General features: G+C 67.4%; 15 protein-coding genes. 5 read left to right on the top strand and 10 right to left on the bottom strand.

Annotated elements, in window-relative coordinates:
* Positions 1–9: 9 nt before the first annotated feature.
* The 7 genes from ACN6O8_RS00545 to ACN6O8_RS00515 form a co-directional block, all read right to left on the bottom strand.
* Positions 10–774, bottom strand: a complete 765-nt coding sequence (locus ACN6O8_RS00545; protein ID WP_427989149.1) for an ABC transporter ATP-binding protein — start codon at positions 772–774, stop codon at positions 10–12.
* Positions 771–2,609 (bottom strand): ABC transporter permease subunit, encoded by a 1,839-nt coding sequence (locus ACN6O8_RS00540; RefSeq protein ID WP_006389248.1) that lies wholly within the window; start codon positions 2,607–2,609, stop codon positions 771–773. Before ACN6O8_RS00540 ends, ACN6O8_RS00545 begins: the two co-directional genes overlap by 4 nt.
* A 5-nt stretch (positions 2,610–2,614) precedes the next feature.
* Positions 2,615–3,652: a branched-chain amino acid ABC transporter permease gene (locus ACN6O8_RS00535; RefSeq protein ID WP_427989148.1), complete on the bottom strand. Its 1,038-nt coding sequence runs from the start codon at positions 3,650–3,652 to the stop codon at positions 2,615–2,617.
* Between the two features lie 133 nt (positions 3,653–3,785).
* Complete coding sequence (locus ACN6O8_RS00530) at positions 3,786–4,949, bottom strand: ABC transporter substrate-binding protein (RefSeq protein ID WP_427989147.1); 1,164 nt, start codon at positions 4,947–4,949, stop codon at positions 3,786–3,788.
* 247 nt (positions 4,950–5,196) lie between these two features.
* Positions 5,197–5,754 carry a biotin transporter BioY gene (locus ACN6O8_RS00525; RefSeq protein ID WP_427989146.1) on the bottom strand — a complete coding sequence of 186 codons (558 nt, stop codon included), beginning with the start codon at positions 5,752–5,754 and terminating at the stop codon, positions 5,197–5,199.
* Between the two features lie 56 nt (positions 5,755–5,810).
* Positions 5,811–6,407 carry an energy-coupling factor transporter transmembrane component T family protein gene (locus ACN6O8_RS00520; protein WP_427989145.1) on the bottom strand — a complete coding sequence of 199 codons (597 nt, stop codon included), beginning with the start codon at positions 6,405–6,407 and terminating at the stop codon, positions 5,811–5,813.
* Positions 6,404–7,081, bottom strand: a complete 678-nt coding sequence (locus tag ACN6O8_RS00515; RefSeq protein ID WP_427989144.1) for an energy-coupling factor ABC transporter ATP-binding protein — start codon at positions 7,079–7,081, stop codon at positions 6,404–6,406. The genes ACN6O8_RS00520 and ACN6O8_RS00515 overlap by 4 nt, the downstream gene beginning before the upstream one ends.
* Before the next feature lie 52 nt (positions 7,082–7,133).
* On the opposite strand from ACN6O8_RS00515, the gene msrB reads away from it, so the two are divergent.
* The 4 genes from msrB (at position 7,134) to ACN6O8_RS00495 (ending at position 9,238) form a co-directional block, all read left to right on the top strand.
* Complete coding sequence (msrB, locus tag ACN6O8_RS00510; RefSeq protein WP_427989143.1) at positions 7,134–7,532, top strand: peptide-methionine (R)-S-oxide reductase MsrB; 399 nt, start codon at positions 7,134–7,136, stop codon at positions 7,530–7,532.
* Positions 7,529–8,095, top strand: a complete 567-nt coding sequence (locus tag ACN6O8_RS00505) for a septation protein A (protein WP_427989142.1) — start codon at positions 7,529–7,531, stop codon at positions 8,093–8,095. Before msrB ends, ACN6O8_RS00505 begins: the two co-directional genes overlap by 4 nt.
* A 78-nt stretch (positions 8,096–8,173) precedes the next feature.
* Positions 8,174–8,443 (top strand): BolA family protein, encoded by a 270-nt coding sequence (locus ACN6O8_RS00500; protein WP_427989141.1) that lies wholly within the window; start codon positions 8,174–8,176, stop codon positions 8,441–8,443.
* 18 nt (positions 8,444–8,461) lie between these two features.
* Positions 8,462–9,238 (top strand): foldase protein PrsA, encoded by a 777-nt coding sequence (locus ACN6O8_RS00495; RefSeq protein ID WP_427989140.1) that lies wholly within the window; start codon positions 8,462–8,464, stop codon positions 9,236–9,238.
* A 75-nt stretch (positions 9,239–9,313) separates the two neighbouring features.
* Here the strand turns inward: ACN6O8_RS00495 and ligA are convergent, their stop codons facing one another.
* The 3 genes from ligA to smc are packed head-to-tail and all read right to left on the bottom strand — an operon-like array spanning position 9,314 to position 16,057.
* Positions 9,314–11,413, bottom strand: a complete 2,100-nt coding sequence (gene ligA / locus ACN6O8_RS00490) for an NAD-dependent DNA ligase LigA (RefSeq protein WP_427989139.1) — start codon at positions 11,411–11,413, stop codon at positions 9,314–9,316.
* A complete protein-coding gene (locus ACN6O8_RS00485; RefSeq protein WP_427989138.1) occupies positions 11,413–12,477 on the bottom strand; it encodes a cell division protein ZipA C-terminal FtsZ-binding domain-containing protein in 1,065 nt (354 codons plus the stop codon). The genes ligA and ACN6O8_RS00485 overlap by 1 nt, the downstream gene beginning before the upstream one ends.
* A gap of 46 nt (positions 12,478–12,523) precedes the next feature.
* The gene (gene smc, locus ACN6O8_RS00480; RefSeq protein WP_427989137.1) at positions 12,524–16,057 is read right to left on the bottom strand and encodes a chromosome segregation protein SMC; all 3,534 of its coding nucleotides are present in this window, start codon (positions 16,055–16,057) and stop codon (positions 12,524–12,526) included.
* A 313-nt stretch (positions 16,058–16,370) separates the two neighbouring features.
* Here smc and lplT point away from each other — a divergent pair, with 313 nt between their 5' ends.
* The gene (gene lplT, locus ACN6O8_RS00475) at positions 16,371–17,687 is read left to right on the top strand and encodes a lysophospholipid transporter LplT (protein WP_427989136.1); all 1,317 of its coding nucleotides are present in this window, start codon (positions 16,371–16,373) and stop codon (positions 17,685–17,687) included.
* Positions 17,688–17,724: the final 37 nt, after the last annotated feature.

Below are 17,724 nucleotides of genomic sequence, written 5' to 3'. Positions count from 1 at the left end.
CCGCATCGATCAGGCTTCGGCCTGATCGGCGCCCTTGCCCAGGCCGAGATAGCTCTCGATCACCTTGGGATCGCCGGCCAGCTCGCGTGCGGGGCCATGCAGGATGACTTCGCCGGTTTCGAGCACGTAGCCGTAGTCGGCCACCTGCAACGCCGCGCGCGCGTTCTGCTCCACCAGCAGGATCGCCACGCCGGTCTCGCGCAGGCGCGCGATGATGTGGAAGATCTCGCGCACGATGCGCGGCGCCAGGCCCAGGCTGGGTTCGTCCAGCATCAGCAGCGCCGGCTTGGCCATCAACGCGCGGCCGACCGCCAGCATCTGACGCTCACCGCCCGACAGCGTACCGGCCTGCTGGGCGCGGCGTTCGCGCAGGCGCGGGAACAGGTCGAAGACCTCGTTGAGCGTATCGCGCCAGCCGCTTTCGCGGGCGCGGTAGCGGCGAAAGCCGCCCAGCAGCAGGTTGTCTTCCACCGACATGCTGCCGAACAGCTCGCGCCGCTCCGGCACCAGCGACATGCCGGCGGCGACGCGGCGCTCGACCGGCCAGCCCGACACGTCGGTACCGGCGTACTGCACGCTGCCGGCCGCATGGCCGGTCTGCGGCAGGGATCCCATCATGGCGTTCAGCATGGTCGACTTGCCGGCGCCGTTGGCGCCGATCACCGTAACGATGCTGCCGGCCGGAACCGTCAGCGTGGCGCCGGCCAGCGCGCCGACCTTGCCATAGCGGGCCGACAGGTTGCTGACTTCGAGAACGGGTTTGGAGGAAGTCATTGCACGCCTCCCGCGGACACCGGCTTGGCCTGGTCGGCCTCGGGCAGGTCGTCGTCGATGCCGCCCAGATAGGCCTCCAGCACCGCCGGGTTCTGTTGCACCTCGGCCGGCACGCCTTCGGCCAGCTTGGTGCCGAAATCCATCACCACCAGGTGGTTGGTCAGGCGCATCACAAAATCCATGTCGTGTTCAACCAGCAGAATGCTCATGCCCTCGGCGCGCAACTGTTCGAGCACGCGCGCCAGGTCTTGCTTTTCCTTGTAGCGCAGGCCGGCGGCCGGCTCGTCCAGCAACAGCAGCACCGGGTCGCTGGCCAGGGCCCGCGCGATTTCCAGGATGCGTTGCTGGCCCAGCGCCAGGTTGCCCGCCTGCTCGTAAAGGTATTCGCCCAGGCCGACGCGCTTGATCTGCTCGGCGGCCTCGTGCAGCAGTTGCGCTTCGCGCGCGCGGTCGGTGTGCAGCGCGCCCGCCCACACGCCCACGTCGGAACGCAAGTGCGCGCCCAGCGCGACGTTTTCCAGCACCGTCATGCCCGGCAGCAACTGCACGTGCTGGAAGGTGCGGCCCACGCCCAGCTTGGCGATCTCGCGCGCCGAGCGGCTGTCGATGCGCTCGCCCATGAAGGTGACCTTGCCACGCGTCACTGGCAGCACACCGCTGATCAGGTTGAAGGTGGTGCTCTTGCCGGCGCCGTTGGGGCCGATCAGGCCCATGATCTCGCCCGAGCGGACCTTGAAGCTGATGTCGTTGACGGCGACCAGGCCGCCGAATTCCTTGCGGATGGCATCCACTTCCAGCACCACCTGCCCGGCTTGCGGCCGCGCGCGCAGCGGCAGCGCCGGCGCCGGCTTGGGCGGGGCCAGGTTGCGGCGCGAGCCATCGGCGCCGGTGAGGCTGCCCCACCAGCCCGCCAGGATCGGCCAGAGGCCGTTGCGGGCGTATTGCAGCATCAGGATCAGCAGCACGCCGAAGACGATCATCTCGAAGTTGGCGTTGGTGTCCAACAGCTTGGGCAGCAGGTTCTGCAGCTGGTCCTTGAGCACCAGGATGACGCTGGAGCCGAGCAGCGCGCCCCAGACGTAGCCGGCGCCGCCGACCACGGCCATGAACAGGTACTCGATGCCGTAGTTGATGCCGAACGGGCTGGGGCTGACGGCGCGCTGCATGTGCGCGTAGAGCCAGCCCGAGACGCAGGCCAGCAGCGCGGCCCAGACGAAGATCACGACCTTGTAGGCGGCCGTGTTCACGCCCATCGACTCGGCCATGCCGGCGCCGCTCTTGAGCGCGCGGATGGCGCGGCCCGGACGCGAGTTCAGCAGGTTGCGGGTCGCCCACAGCGCCAGCAGCACGAACACCCAGATCAGGTAGTAGATGTGGCGGCCGCTGGCCAGCGACATGCCGAAGATGCTGATGGGCTCGATGCCGGCGATGCCGTCATGCTTGCCCAGCCAGTCCAGGTTGCCGAACAGGAAGTACAGCGACAGGCCCCAGGCGATGGTGCCCAGCGGCAGGTAGTGGCCCGACAGGCGCAGCGTGATCGCGCCCAGCAGGTACGCCACCACGGCGGTCAGGATCAGGCCGGCGGGCAGCGCCAGCCACGGCGACACATCGTATTGCGTGGTCAGATAGGCGGTGGTGTACGCGCCCAGGCCGACGAACGCGGCCTGGCCGAACGAGGTCAGGCCGCCGACGCCGGTCAGCAGCACCAGCCCCAGCACCACCAGGCTGGCCAGCCCGATGTAGTTCAATTGCGTCACCCAGAACTCGGGCGTGACAGGCAAGAGCGGCAGCCCCGCCAGGACGACGATGAAGACGGCAAGCAGAATGCGGTTCATGGCGTTTACTCCTCTTCGTCCACGTGATGGGTGCTGAACGAACGCCAGACCAGAACCGGGATAATCAAGGTGAAGACGATCACTTCCTTGTAGGCGCTGGCCCAGAAGGACGAGAACGATTCCAGCACGCCCACCAGCAGCGAGCCGGCGGCCGCCACGGGGTAGCTGGCCAAACCGCCGATGATGGCGCCGACAAAGCCCTTCAGGCCGATCAGGAAGCCCGTGTCGTAGTAGACCGTGGTGATGGGCGCGATCAGCATGCCGGACATGGCGCCGATGGCGGTGGCCAGCGTGAAGGTCAGGCTGCCCGACATGGTGGTGCTGATGCCCACCAGGCGCGCGCCGCGGCGGTTGACGGCGGTGGCGCGCAACGCACGGCCGTACAGCGTCTTGCCGAAGAACAGCCACAGCGCGATGATCAGCAGCGCGCAGGTCGCGACCACGAACAGGCTCTGCGCCGACCAGGTGGTGAAGCCCAGGTCGACCTGGCCGCTCACGAACGCGGGCGTGCGCCAGCCTTCGGCGCCGAAAAACACCAGGGCCAGGCCGGTCAGCGCGAAGTGCACCGCCACCGACACGATCAGCAGCACCAGCACGGTGGCCTCGGCCAGCGGCTGGTAGACGATGCGATAGACCATCGGGCCCATCGGGATCACCAGCAGCAGCGTCAACAGCATGTTGAGCCACAGGGAATTGCCGGCGGCGGTGTAGGTGACCGTCAGCCACAGCAGCGCGAGCGGCACGACGAGACAGGTCAGCAGCGCCTTGGGCAGGCCTGCCGCGCTGCGGGTGCGCAGCGCGCGCAGCAGTTCGAGCGCCAGGCACACGGCGCCCAGCAGCGGCAAGAGATAGGCGGTGCCAGGCACCTTGCCATCCACCAGCATCGCGAGCGTCAGGGCGCCGAACGCCACGAACTCGCCCTGGGGAATGAATATGACGCGCGTAACGGCGAACACCAGCACCAGCGCCATGCCCAGCAGGGCATAGATGGCGCCGTTGACGATACCGTCTTGCAGCAGAATCAGCGCAATTGAGGAATCCATCTAACAACCTTATTGATTCTTGGTGTTCCGACCCCGCCCGGAACACTGATACGACACACCGGCCGGAAAGGCCGGTGCGAAGCATTGCTTGGGCGCCCCGAGGAGCGCCCTTGGATCGGGCAATCCAGGGGAATTACAGGCCGGGCTGGTAGACCCACTTGCCGCCTTCGACCTTGACGATGACGCGCGAGCGCTCATCGAAACCGGCGTGGTCCGTCGGCGACATGTTGAACACGCCTTGCGAGGCGGCCAGGTCCTTGACGTTTTCCAGGGCGTCGCGCATGGCGGCGCGGAACTCCGGCGTGCCCGGCTTGGCGCCGGTCTTCAGGGCCGCGGGCAAGGCCGCCACCACCAGTTGGCCGGCATCCCACATGTGGCCGCCGAAGGTGTTGGTCGAACCGGCGCCGTTGGCCTTCTCGTAGGTCTCGACGTAGGCCAGGGCCGACTTCTTGACCGGGTTGCTGTCGGGCAGTTGGGCCGCGACCAGCAGCGGGCCGGCCGGCAGGTACATGCCGTCGCAGTCCTTGCCGCAGACGCGCAGCACGTCGTTGTTGGCGGCGCCGTGGGTCTGGTAGATGGTGCCGCCGTAGTTGCGGGCCTTCAATTCCTTTTGCGGCAGCGCCGACGGGGTGCCGGCGCCGGCGATCAGGATGGCGTCGGGCTTGGCGCCGACCAGCTTGAGCACCTGGCCCGTCACGCTGGTGTCGGTGCGGCCGTATTTTTCGATGGCGACGATCTCGATGCCCTTGGCCTTGGCGGCCTTCTGCATCACGTCCAGCCAGCCGTCGCCGTAGGCGTCGGCAAAGCCGATGAAGCCCAGCGTCTTGACCTTGGACTTGGCCATGGCGTCAGCCAGGGCGCCGGCCATCAGCGCGTCGTTCTGCGGGGTCTTGAAGACCCAGCGGCGCTTGTCGTCCACGGGTTCGACGATCTTGGCGCTGGCGGCCACGCTGATCATCGGCACCTTGGCTTCGGCGGCCACGTCCACCATGGCCAGCGAGCCCGGCGTGACCGAGGTGCCGATCAGCACGTCAACCTTGTCGTCGGACGCCAGCTTGCGCGAGTTCTTGACGGCCTGGGTCGTATCGGTGGCGTCGTCCAGGACGATCCATTCGATCTTCTGGCCGGCCACTTCCTTGGGCAGCAGCGCAACGGTGTTGCGCTCGGGGATGCCCAGCGACGCGGCGGGGCCGGTGCTGGACACCGTGACGCCCACCTTGACCTGGGCGCTGGCCAGCAGCGGCAGGGTCAGGGCAACGGCGGCGGCGGCCGCGGACAAGCCGAAGTGCTTGCGCATGTTTTGTCTCCTGTGGTGGCTCTTTTGTGCCCCGGTCGAGGCGGAAGCGAGCCTAGTTAAAGTTATACAGAAAAAAATATTATAGGGTTAAAACAGTATCAGATGACTTGGCGCAACTACGGTAAATCCCTGATGTGCTACGGCAACCACAATTCAGCAAATGCATTCGTTAATGGCGAACTTGTACTTGAAAGCCCCACGGGCGTCAGTTGGGGGATTCCCTTGGGCCGCCAACGCCGCGCCGCGCTCAGCGGTCACGCAGCGGCCAGACTCGTTCGACCCGCGCCGCCACCCACGCCGCCAGTGCGGCCTTGATCAGGTCGCCGGGCACGAACACCACCACCGCCGTCGCGGCCTTGGCCAGTCCGATCTGCGTGACCGCCGCCAGCCACGGCACGCCGCAGGCGTAGACCACCACGATGCCGCCGATGACGCAGGCGATGACGCAGCCGGCCAACTGGCCGCCAAAGCCCGGCGCCCGGCCCGCCAGGCGCCGCGCCAGCCAGCCGGTGACGAACGCGCCGGCCACCATTCCCACCAGGAAGCCGCCCGTGGGCCCGAAGAACGCCCCCAGACCGCCCCGGCCGCCCGGCAGCACCGGCAGGCCGATGGCCGCCAGCGCCATGTACAACAGGCAGGCCAGCGCACCGCGGCCCGGCCCCAGCATGGCCCCGGCCAGCATCACGCCCAGCGTCTGCAGCGTGATCGGCACGGGAATGCCCGGCAGCGGAATCGGCGGCATCAGGCTCAGCACCACGATCAGCGCGGCGAACAGCGCCACCAGCACAGTATTGTTGGATTTCATGGCAATGCCCTTTCTATCTAAGGGAACAGGGAATCAGGAACGACGTCGCAAGCAAGTCACAGGCTGCGGGCGTCGATGGCCTCGGCCACTTCCTGCGCCCGCTTCAGCGTCAGCACCACCAGCGGCACGATCAACGCCACCGGGTTGGCCCCCAATCCGCGTGCCGCCTGGGCCTCGCGGATCTCGTGGAAATTGCGCCAGATCTCCGGCACGAAGCGCAGGGCCAGCGCCAACGCCAGCGATACCTTGCCGGCGTCCAGCAGGCCGATGCGCTGCAACGGCGTCAGCGCGCGTTCGCACACGGCGATCAGGTCGGAACTGCGGGTCGACAGCGTCACCGCCAACGCCAATCCGACCATCGCGGCGATGCGCAAGAGTACCGCCAGCGCCTCCAGCCAGCCCTGGAACCAGGCCGTGAACGCGCCCACGGCCAGCAGCACCCAGGCCAGGCCGCGCACCTGGCGCCAGACGCCGCCCGGCGATGCGCCAGCGCTCCACAGCAGCAGGCCGGCAAGCGCGCAGACGGCCGCCAGGATACGGGGATCGCGCACCAGGAACAGCCCGGCGCCGGCCGCGGCCAGCGCCAGCAGTTTCAGGCCGGCGGGCAGCCGGTGCAGCGGCGAGTCGCCGGGAAGGTACAGGGGGTCGATCACGCGCAGTGGTCCCGGTACCAGCGCAGCGCGGCGGCTGGCGCATCGTCGGCGGCAATGGCGCCGTCCTGAACCACCAACACCCGTTCGAAGTCTTCCAGCAGCGCCAGGTCGTGGCTGACCACAATGGCATCCTGCGGCATGGCCGCGATGGCGTCACGCACGCGGTTGCGGTTGCGCAGGTCCAGTTGGGTGGTGGGTTCGTCGAACACCACCAGCCCGGGCCGCATCACCAGCACCGCCGCCAGCGCCACCAATTGACGCTCGCCGCCGGACAGGGTGTGGCTGCTGCGGTCCGCCAGGTGCGCCACGCCCAGGGCGGCCAGCTCGGCCTCGATGCGGGCCTCGCGCCGCGCGCGGTCGGGTTCCAGGTGCTTCAGGCCGAACGCCAGGTCCTCGCGCACGATGGGAAAAACGATCTGGTTCTCGGGGTTCTGGAATACGAAACCGACCTGGCGGCGCACCGCCTTCAATTCATGCCGCGTATCCAGGCCGCCAACCCGCACGCTGCCGGAGGTCGGCAGCACCAGCCCGTTGACCAGCCGCGCCAGTGTGCTCTTGCCGGCGCCATTCGGGCCGACGATGCCGACCCGGCGCCCGCCCAGCGCCAGGCTCACCCCGCGCAACACTTCCGCCTGGGGCGTCGATACAATCGCCTGGTCAAACTCGATTAACATGGGGCGGGATTATGCCCGAACCATTTCGGGCATCGGGACTCCAAGAGCTGATATGGACAAAGTACGCAAAACCGACGCCGAATGGCGGGCCCAGCTGTCCCCGGAAGAATACGTCGTCACCCGCGAAAAGGGTACCGAACGGGCATTCACCGGGCGTTACTGGAATACCTTCACCCCGGGCATCTATCGCTGCGTGGGCTGTGGCACCGCGCTGTTCGCGTCGGACACCAAGTTCGACGCCGGCTGTGGCTGGCCCAGCTATTTCCAGGCGCTCGACCCGGAACGGGTGCGCGAGGAACGCGACACCTCGCACGGCATGGTGCGCACCGAGGTGCTGTGCAACGTCTGCGACGCGCACCTGGGCCACGTCTTCCCCGACGGCCCCGAGCCCACCGGCCTGCGCTACTGCATCAATTCCCTGTCGATGACGTTCGAACCCATAGAAGAATGAAGAAGTTCCTGTTCGACCTCTTTCCGCTGTTCCTGTTCTTCCTGGCCTACCGCTTCACCGACATCTTCGTGGCGACCGGCGTGGCCATGGCGGCGGCGGTGCTGCAGATCGTCTGGCTCAAGGTCACCGGCCGCGCCACCGAGGCGATGCACTGGATCAACCTGACCGTGATCCTGGTGTTCGGCGGCGCCACCATCTGGCTGCACAGCGATGTCTTCATCAAATGGAAGCCGACGGTGCTGTACTGGCTGTTCGGCGGCGCGCTGGTGTTCGCGCGCCTGCTGTTCGGCCGCAACCTGATCCGCCGCCTGATGGAAAAGCAGATCCAGTTGCCCGATGCCGCCTGGGACAAGCTCAACCTGATCTGGGCCGGCTTCTTCCTGTTCGCCGGCGCCATCAATCTGTACGTGGCGTTTTCAGGGCACTTCACCGAATCCCAGTGGGTCAGCTTCAAGGCTTTTGGCCTGATGGGCCTGATGATCGTCTTCGTCATCGGTCAGTCGATCTGGCTGGGCAAGCACATCCAGGCCGACGACGGCGCGGCCCCTCCGCCCAAGGCCTGACGTCCGCGGCCGGGCCAGGCGCCCGGCCTCCCCTTCCCATGGCGCGCCGCGCGCGCCGGAACTTTTACGCTCAACGCCATGTCAGAAACCTCCGACCGCATCACTCTGATCCGGGAGCGCCTGGCCGTCCTGGAACCGCTTTCCCTGGACATCCAGGACGACTCGCATTTGCATGCCGGTCACGAAGGCAGTAAAAACGGCGCCGGCCATTATCGCGTTCACATCGTGGCGTCCTGCTTTACAGGACTGAACCCCGTGGCGCGACATCGGCTGGTGTATCATCATTTACAAGATTTGATCCCCTATCCGATTCATGCGCTTGCGCTAGATGCCCAGGCTCCCAAATAGAAAGTAAAAAGGATATTCATGAAACGCATCGTCATGCTGGCCGCCGCCTGCGTCATCGCCGTGCCCGCCTTCGCCCAGAACGTCGCCACCGTCAATGGCAAGGCCATTTCGCAGAAGAGCCTGGATCAATTCGTCAAGCTGCTGGTCAGCCAGGGTGCCACCGATTCGCCCCAACTGCGCGAACAGGTCAAGCAGGAAATGATCAACCGCCAGGTCTTCGTGCAAGCCGCCGAAGCCGGCGGCATCGCCAAGCAGGCCGACGTCCAGACCGAAATCGAACTGGCCCGCCAAGGCATCCTGGTTCGCGCCCTGATGGCCGATTACCTGGCCAAGCACCCGGTGTCGGACGCCAAGGTCACGGCCGAGTACGAGAAGATCAAGAAAGAACAGGCCGGCAAGATGGAATACAAGGTCCGTCACATCCTGGTCGAAGACGAAAAGACCGCCAACGACCTGCTGGCCCAGTTGAAGAGCAACAAGGCCAAGTTCGACGACCTGGCCAAGAAGAACTCGAAGGACCCCGGCAGCGCCGAAAAGGGTGGCGACCTCGGTTGGGCGCCTCCCACCAACTACGTGCAGCCGTTCGCCCAGGCCGTGACCCAGCTCAAGAAGGGGCAACTGGTCGACAAGCCGGTGCAAACCCAGTTCGGCTGGCACATCATCATGGTCGACGACACCCGTCCGGTCGAATTCCCGCCGCTGGATCAGGTTCGCACCCAACTGGAAGAAATGCTGCGCCAGCAAACCCTGGCCGACTACCAGAAGGAACTGCGCGAAAAGGCCAAGATCCAGTAAAGCCGGCGTCTTTCCACAGAAACTGCCCGCCATGCGCGGGCAGTTTTTTTTGCGCGGGCCAGGCGGCCCGTTCGATCAGGACGAACCCAGCAGTTCCTTGAGCCCGTCCTCGTCCAGCACCGTGACGCCCAGTTCCTGGGCCTTGGTGAGCTTGCTGCCGGCATCCTCGCCGGCCACCAGGTAGGCGGTCTTCTTGGATACCGAGCCGCTGACCTTGCCGCCCGCGGCCTGGATGCGCATGGACGCTTCCTCGCGCGTCCAGTTGGGCAACGTGCCGGTCAGCACGAAGGTCTTGCCCGCCAGCGTGGTGTCCTGCGGCACGGCCTCGGCTACCGGGTGCACCCCCTGCGCCTTGAGATGCCCGATCACGTCGCGGTTGTGCTGTTCGGCGAAGAAGCGGCGGATCGAGCCCGCCACCACCGGCCCCACGTCCGGCACCGAAGACAGCGCATCCTCGTCGGCGTCCATGATGGCCTCGATGCTGCCAAAGTGCCGCGCGACATCACGTGCCGTGGTCTCGCCCACGTGGCGGATGCCGAGCGCGAACAGCAGGCGCCCGAGCGCCGGCGCGCGCGCCTTGTCGATGGCCTCGACCAGGTTGTCGGCCGACTTCTGGCCCATGCGCTCCAGCCCGACCAGTTCGAGCGGGCGCAGGCTGAACAGGTCGGCCAGCGTTTTGACGCGGCCGCTGTCCACCAGTTGCTCCACCAGTTTCTCGCCCAGGCCCTCGATGTCGAGCGCCTTGCGGCTCGCGGCATGCCACAGCGTCTGCTTGCGCTGCGCCGCGCAGAACAGGCCGCCGGTGCAGCGGGCGATGGTTTCGTCTTCGAGGCGCTCGATCGCCGAGCCACAGACCGGACAGGCCTTGGGCATGACGAATTCACGCGCGTCGGCAGGACGCTTTTCGAGCACGGCGCTCACCACTTCCGGGATCACGTCGCCGGCCCGGCGCACGATGACCGTGTCGCCGATGCGCACGTCCTTGCGGCGGATCTCGTCTTCGTTGTGCAGCGTGGCGTTGGTGACGGTCACGCCGCCCACGAAGACCGGCTTGAGCCGGGCGACCGGGGTGATGGCGCCGGTACGGCCGACCTGCACCTCGATGTCCAGCAGCGTGGTGGTGGCCTCTTCGGCCGGGAACTTGTGCGCCAGGGCGAAGCGCGGCGCGCGCGCCACGAAGCCCAGCAGCTTCTGCGCCGGCAGCGAATCCACCTTGTAGACCACACCGTCGATGTCGTAAGGCAACTCGGGGCGCACGGCACCGACCTTGGCGTAGAAGGCCATCAGGCCTTCGGCGCCGGTGGCGCGCTGATTGTGCCGGACGTTGACCGGCAATCCCAGCGAGGCCAGCCAGTCGAGCATGGCGCCATGCGATTTCTCAGGCAGGGTCGAGGCGTCGGCCGCGCCAGCCGATGCTTCGTCGAACAGACCGCTCTGCGTGCCCGGCAGCCCCCGCACCTCGCCCCAGCCATACGCGAAAAAGCGCAAGGGCCGCTTGGCGGTGATGCGCGGATCGAGCTGGCGCAGGCTGCCGGCGGCGGCGTTGCGCGGGTTGACGAAGACTTTCTCGTCGCGCTTGGCCTGGGCCGCGTTGAGTTTCTCGAAATCGGCGCGGTTCATCAGCACCTCGCCGCGCACCTCCAGCACCTTGGGCGCCGGGCCGCTCAGTTGCAGCGGAATCGCCTTGATGGTGCGGATATTGGAGGTGACGTCCTCGCCGGTCTGGCCGTCGCCACGGGTGGCGGCCTGAACCAGCCGGCCGTCTTCATAGCGCAGGCTGATCGCCAGGCCGTCAAGCTTCAGTTCACAGAAGTACTCGGCCTGCTGCGCCGGGCCCAACAGGCCCGCGCCGCGCAGCGTGTCGGTGACGCGCCGGTCGAACGCCACCACGTCTTGCTCGTCGAAGGCATTGCCCAGCGACAGCATCGGCACCGCGTGGCGCACACTGCCGAAGGCCGAGACCGGCGCGGCGCCGACGCGCTGCGTGGGCGACTCGGGCGTGACCAGTTCAGGATGCGCGGCTTCCAGGTCCTGCAGCTCGCGCATCAGCCGGTCATATTCGGCGTCCGAGATCGAGGGGGCGTCGTAGACGTAGTAGCGGACGTTGTGCTGCTCGATTTCCGCGCGCAGGCGCGCCGCGGTTTCCGCCGCGGGTGTCCCTCCGGCCTTGCTCATTATGCAAACACCCGCTGGGCGCGCTCGCTGCCGGCGGGCAGGCCGGCTTGCTCGAGCTGGCCGAACAAAACCTGCAGCCGTTCGTCGATGACACTTTCGGAGCCATCGGCCAGCGGCTTGCCCTGGTCGTCGACCAGGTCGGCGCGCAGGCGCGCGGCCAGTTCGCGGCCCACGTCGACCATGCGGCCGAAGGCGCGGCTGTCGGCCGGACTGCAAGGCACGTCCAGCAGCAGGTACAGGCGTTCGATGCCCCCCATGCCGGCATCGAAGGCGGCGCCGTCGGCGCGCGCCAGGGTGAAGCGGGCCACGCCGTTCTCGGCCGGCCAGGCCAGGCGGTTGCCGTCGGCGACGAAGCCGGCGTCGCGGGCCACGTTGAGCACTTCGGCGGCCGGCTGGGCGGCGCCCAGCAACAGGGTCAGGCCGACCTGGGTATCGAGGGCGGCGCAGGTGTCATCCAGGCGCGCGGCCTGCTCCAGGACGGCCTGCTGGTCGGGCCCTTCGATGGTGGCGTCGAAGCGCTCGGCCATGTCCTGGGCGCGAGCCCAGGCCTGCGACCATTCGATGGCGGTCAGCGGGCCGCTGCGGTTGGCCAGCAGTACCGCCAACTGCATCGAGGCGTACGACTCGCCGCCATGCACCCGCGCGCGGTGGCGGCGCTGGTCGGTTTCGGCGAACACGCGCATCGGCTTGCGGCCCACCTGGCGCAGGCTCTGCATGTAGGGCAGCAGGTCGGCGCCGCGCACCGGCTCGGCGAAGTTGATCTCGATGACCACTTCGCAGGCGGGATCGGGTTCCTCGGCATCGTCGGCATCGCTGCCCGGATCGACCGGTTTGGGTTGTTCCGGATGCGCCTTGGGCGCGTCGCCGATGCCCGGCTCGCGCCGCATGGCCGCGCCGCCTGCCGCGGCGGCCGCGCCCGCCCCCAGCAGCGGATCCTGCTCGGAGGTGGGGAAATGGCTTTGCATCTTGCGGCGGACGCGGCGATCCTGCCACCAGTTAAAGCCCAGCACCAGCAGTATCAGCAAGACGCCCAGGGCAATCAGCCCGATCTGCAAATCACTCATGTGTAAATCCCGCGCCATGAAGCCGGCGCCATTCTGAATATTGGGTTTATGCCGCTTCGGAGGCCATCATCTGGACGGCCGAATCTATATCTACCGCAACGATACGCGAAACCCCCTGCTCTTGCATGGTGACGCCGATCAGTTGCTTGGCCATCTGCATCGCGATCTTGTTGTGCGAGATGAACAGGAACTGGGTCTGCTCGCTCATGTTGGCGACCAGATTGGCGTAGCGCTCGGTGTTGGCGTCGTCCAGCGGCGCGTCCACCTCGTCCAGCAGGCAGAACGGCGCGGGGTTCAGCTTGAACAGCGCGAACACCAGCGCGGTGGCCGTCAGCGCCTTTTCGCCGCCTGACAGCAAGTGGATGGTGCTGTTGCGCTTGCCTGGCGGCTGCGCCATGACCTGCACGCCGGCGTCGAGGATTTCCTCGCCGGTCATGGTCAGCTTGGCCTCGCCGCCGCCGAACAGTTTGGGGAACAGCTCGCCGAAGTGGCCGTTGACGACGTTGAAGGTCTCTTGCAGCAGGTCGCGGGTTTCGCGGTCGATCTTGCGGATCGCGTCTTCCAGGGTCTCGATGGCGGTCATCAGATCCTGGTGCTGGTCGTCCAGGAAGCCCTTGCGTTCGCGCGAGGTGTTCAGTTCGTCCAGCGCGGCCAGGTTGACCGAGCCGAGCGACTCGATCTGGCGCGAAATGCGGGTGACTTCGGATTGCAGCCAACTGGCGCGGCGCCATTCGTCGGGCTGATTGGCCAGATCCTGGGCCAGGGCTTCGCGGTCGACCTCGCGGGCATTGAGCTGCTCGGTGAATTGTTCCTCGGCCAGGCGCGCGGCCTGTTCCTGCAATTGCAGCTCGGTGATGCGGGCGCGGCGCGGTTCCAGCGTGCGCTCTTGTTGCAGGCGGTCTTCGTCGGCGCCGCGCAGCAGCGCCGCCAGGTTTTCCATTTCCTGGCGCGCCCGCGACAGCGCCTCTTCGCGCTCGGCGCGCAGTTCCAGGGCGTCCTGCAAGCCGGCCTGGGAGGCCGAGGCGTCCAGGTCGACCAGGTCGGCCAACACCTGTTCGAGCTCAACGCTGCCGCGCTGGCTCTGATCGGCCGCCAATTGCTGGTTGCGCTGCAGGTCGGTGATGCGGACCTGAATGCCGCGTTCGGCGAACTCGGCTTCCTGGGCGGCGCGCTCGAGCTCGCGCAGACGGGCGCGGGCGGCCTCGGCCTGTGCGGCCAGGGTCTCGCCGTCCATTTCGGCGTCGGAGAAACGCGATTGGTGTTCGGCCAGTTCTTCGTCCAGCGCCTCGAAGCGGGCCTCGGCCTCTTCGCGAGCGGCACGCAGGTCTTCCTCGTGCGCCGCGATCTCTTCGAGATCCTGGCGCAGGCGCGCGGCGTGCTGGCCTGACTGCTCGGCCTGCTGCTGCAGGCGCGAATGTTCGAGCTGGATGTCGTGCACCCGGCGGGTCACTTCGGCGACCCGCTGGCGGGCCGGCGCGATGGCCTGGGTCACCTGCTGCCAGGCGACTTCGGCGCGGGCCACGGCGGCACGGGCCTGATCCGTGATCAGTTGCTGGGCCTTGATCTCGCGTTGCAGGTTCTCGATTTCCTGCTGGCGCGCCAACAGGCCGGCCTGTTCGGAATCCGGCGCGTAGAAGCGCACGCTATGCGCATCCACCAGGTGGCCGGCCTTGACCACGCAGGCGGCGCCAGCCGGCAGGGTGGCGCGGGTGGCCAGGGCCTGGGCCAGATCGGTGGCGGTATAGATGCCGCCCAGCCACTCGTTGAGCAGCGTGCGCAGGTCCGGATCAGTGATGCGCAGCAGGCTGGCCAGCGGCGTCAGGCCCGCCGGCGCCGCCGGGGCGGGCGCGGCGGGCGGCAGTTGGTAGAAGGCCAGGCGGGCGGGCGGCGCGTCGTCGGAGAAGGCGCGGGCCCAGTCCAGGCTGCGCACTTCGAGCGAGGCCATGCGCTCGCGCAAGGCGGCTTCCAGGGCGGTTTCCCAGCCCGGCTCGATGTGCAGCTTCTGCCACAGGCGCGTCAGGCCGGCCAGCTCGTGCTTGGCGAGCCACGGCTCCAGGGCGCCCTGCTTCTGCACGTCCTCCTGCAGCTTCACCAGGGCCGACAGGCGGGCCTCCAGGCGCGCCAGGTTCTGCGCGTCGGTCTGAGCGGCCGCCTGGGCGCGGCTACGCTCGGCGTCGGCGTCCGGCACCCTGCCTTCGAGGGTGGCCAGTTCCGCCTGGGCCTCTTCGAGCTGTTCCTCGCCGGCGACGCGGTCGCCGGCCAGCTGCTCCAGGCGCTCCGGGTCGGGGCTGTGTAATTCACGCAGTTCCTGCTGCAGGCGCTCGCGGCGCTGCTCCAGGGCCTGCATCTGGCGGTCGGCGTCGCGCTGGCTCTGCGCCACCAGGGCCAGGTTCTGTTCCACCCGCGCCAGCGCGGCGCGCATCTCGTCGCGGCCAGAGGCGGCTTCACGCACGCGTTGCTCGACGGCCGGCAGCGCGGACTGCGCATCCTCGGCGGCGGCGCGCGCCTCTTCGGTGCGGGCGGCGCCGGCGGCCAGGTCTTCCTCGGCCTGCGCGATCTGCTCGGCGCAGTGCTCGCGCTGGCTGTTCCATTCGGCGATCTGCTGCTGCAACTGGTCGCGACGCGCCTGCAGGCGGTTGCGCGAATCCACCACGTGGCGGATCTCGGCCTCGAGGCGGCTGACCTGGGCATTGGCCTCGTACAGGGCGCCCTGGGCGGCATGGACCGCGTCGCTGGCGGCGTAATGGGCCTGGCGCCGCGATTCGAGCGCGGCCTCGCCGGCCCGCAGGCCGGCGATGGCGGCTTCCAGTTCGTTCTGGGCCTGGGCCATTTCCTGGGCTTTCCTGGCGCGCTCTTCGCGCGCGCCAGTTTCCTTCAGGAACCACAGCGCATGCTGCTTCTTTTCGCCGTCGGCCTGCAACTCGCGGTAGCGCGTGGCGACCTCGGCCTGGGCCTCCAGCTTTTCCAACTGGCTGTTCAATTCGCGCAGGATGTCTTCGACGCGGGTCAGGTTCTCGCGCGTGTCGGACAGGCGGTTTTCGGTCTCGCGGCGGCGTTCTTTATAGCGCGACACGCCGGCGGCCTCTTCCAGGAACACCCGCAGTTCTTCGGGGCGGGCCTCGATCAGCCGGTTGATCATGCCCTGGCCGATGATGGCGTAGCCGCGCGCGCCCAGGCCGGTGCCCAGGAAGATGTCGTGGATGTCGCGGCGCCGGACCTGTTGGTTATTGACGAAGTAGCTGCTGGTGCCGTCGCGCGTCAGCACGCGGCGCACCGCGATCTCGGCGTAGGAACTCCATTGCCCGGCGGCGCGGCCTTCGCTGTTGTCGAACACCATTTCGACCGAGGCGCGGGCCGCCGGCTTGCGGTTGCCGGAACCGTTGAAGATGACGTCCTGCATGGACTCGCCACGCAGTTCCGAGGCCTTGGCCTCGCCCAGCACCCAGCGCACCGCGTCGATGATGTTCGATTTGCCGCAGCCATTGGGCCCCACCACGCCCACCAGTTGGCTGGGCACGGGAATCACGGTGGGGTCGACGAAGGACTTGAAGCCGGCGAGTTTGAGCTGAGTGAGACGCACAGTACGATGACGACGGGGTGGGTTGAACGAAAGGCGTTAACAGACCTGCCGCACACATTGCAAACCGGCCCCTGGAGGGCCGGCTCACGGATGGGTCGTATGATACCGCAGGCAGTCTGTCCCCAAACGTGAACAACGGTCAAGCCGGGGACGGCCCGCCCCCTCGCAGGCCGTCCGGCTGACCTGCCGCAACCCACGGGCAAACGCTGAATAGCCCTACCCGCGCCACGGGCTATACTCGCTGACACTTTTTCGCAAGACGCTTCATTTTCACGCAGACAGACCGGGCTCAGGTCAAAGTACGGGGACATTCTTGAAACGAGGTTTCTATCTGGTCATGGCCGCGCAGGCCTTCTCGTCATTGGCGGACAACGCGCTCTTCATCGCCGCGATCGCCCTGATCCAGGAGCTGCATGGCCCCGACTGGCTGGCCCCGATCATGAAATGGTCCTTCGCCCTGGCCTACGTGGTGCTGGCCGCCTTCGTCGGCGCCATCGCCGACTCCTACCCCAAGGGCCGCGTGATGTTCTCGACCAATGCCCTGAAGGTCGCCGGCTGTCTGCTGATGTTCTCGTACGCCAGCCTCGGCGTCGCCCCGCAATACCAGACCTATCTGGTCTGCGCCGCCTACGGCGTGGTGGGCATCGGCGCCGCCGCCTATTCGCCGGCCAAATACGGCATCGTCACGGAAATGCTGCCGCCGACCATGCTGGTCAAGGGCAATAGCTGGATCGAGGGCCTGACCGTCTTCTCCATCATCCTGGGTACCGTGCTGGGCGGCCTGCTGATCTCGACCACGGTCTCCACCGCGCTGCTGCAACATTCCTTCATCGGCAAGCTGGTGCATACGCCGGCCGAGGCCGCCATCCTGGTCATTGCCTTCGTCTACCTGCTGGCGGCGCTGTGCAACCTGCTGATCCCGCACACCCACGTGCGCTATCCGCCGCAGCAGAAAAACCCGCTCAAGCTGATGCGCACCTTCTGGGGCTACGTGCGCGTGCTCTGGAATGACAAGCTGGGGCAGATCTCGCTGGCCGTCACCACCCTGTTCTGGGGCGCCGGCGCGACGCTGCAACTGATCGTCATCGAGTGGGGCCGCAGCCATCTGGGCTACCAGTTGGACAAGGCCTCGATGCTGATGGGCGTGGCCGCGCTGGGCACGGTGGTCGGCTCGATCCTGGCCGGCCGCATTCCGCTGCGCCGCGCCCTGGCGGTGCTGCCGGTCGGGGCGGCCATGGGTCTGGTGGTGCTGCTGATGCCGCTGGTCTATTCGCCCTGGAGCGTCTACCTGCTGCTGCTGCTCACCGGCGGGCTGGCGGGCTTCTTCGTGGTGCCCATGAACGCCCTGCTGCAACACCGCGGCCACGTGCTGCTGTCGGCCGGCCATTCGATCGCCGTGCAGAATTTCAATGAGCAGCTCAACATCCTGCTGATGGTGGCCATGTACACGCTGCTGCTGTGGCTGCAACTGCCGATCAACATCATCATCGTGATCTTCGGCACCGTGGTGGCCGTGCTGATGGTGGTGTTCATGCGCTGGAGCAAGCGCAACCTGGCGGACAATCCCGAACTGCACGACCAGATCGGCCAGGAAGGCCACGGTCACGCGCTGGACTCGCACAACCGCTGACCCGCCCGGAGGGGCCGCGCGGGCGGCCCCGTCCCGG

The sequence above is a fragment of the Achromobacter sp. genome, from assembly GCF_050285565.1.
GTDB lineage: Bacteria > Pseudomonadota > Gammaproteobacteria > Burkholderiales > Burkholderiaceae_B > Achromobacter.
This window is presented reverse-complemented; position numbering and strand designations above follow the sequence as displayed.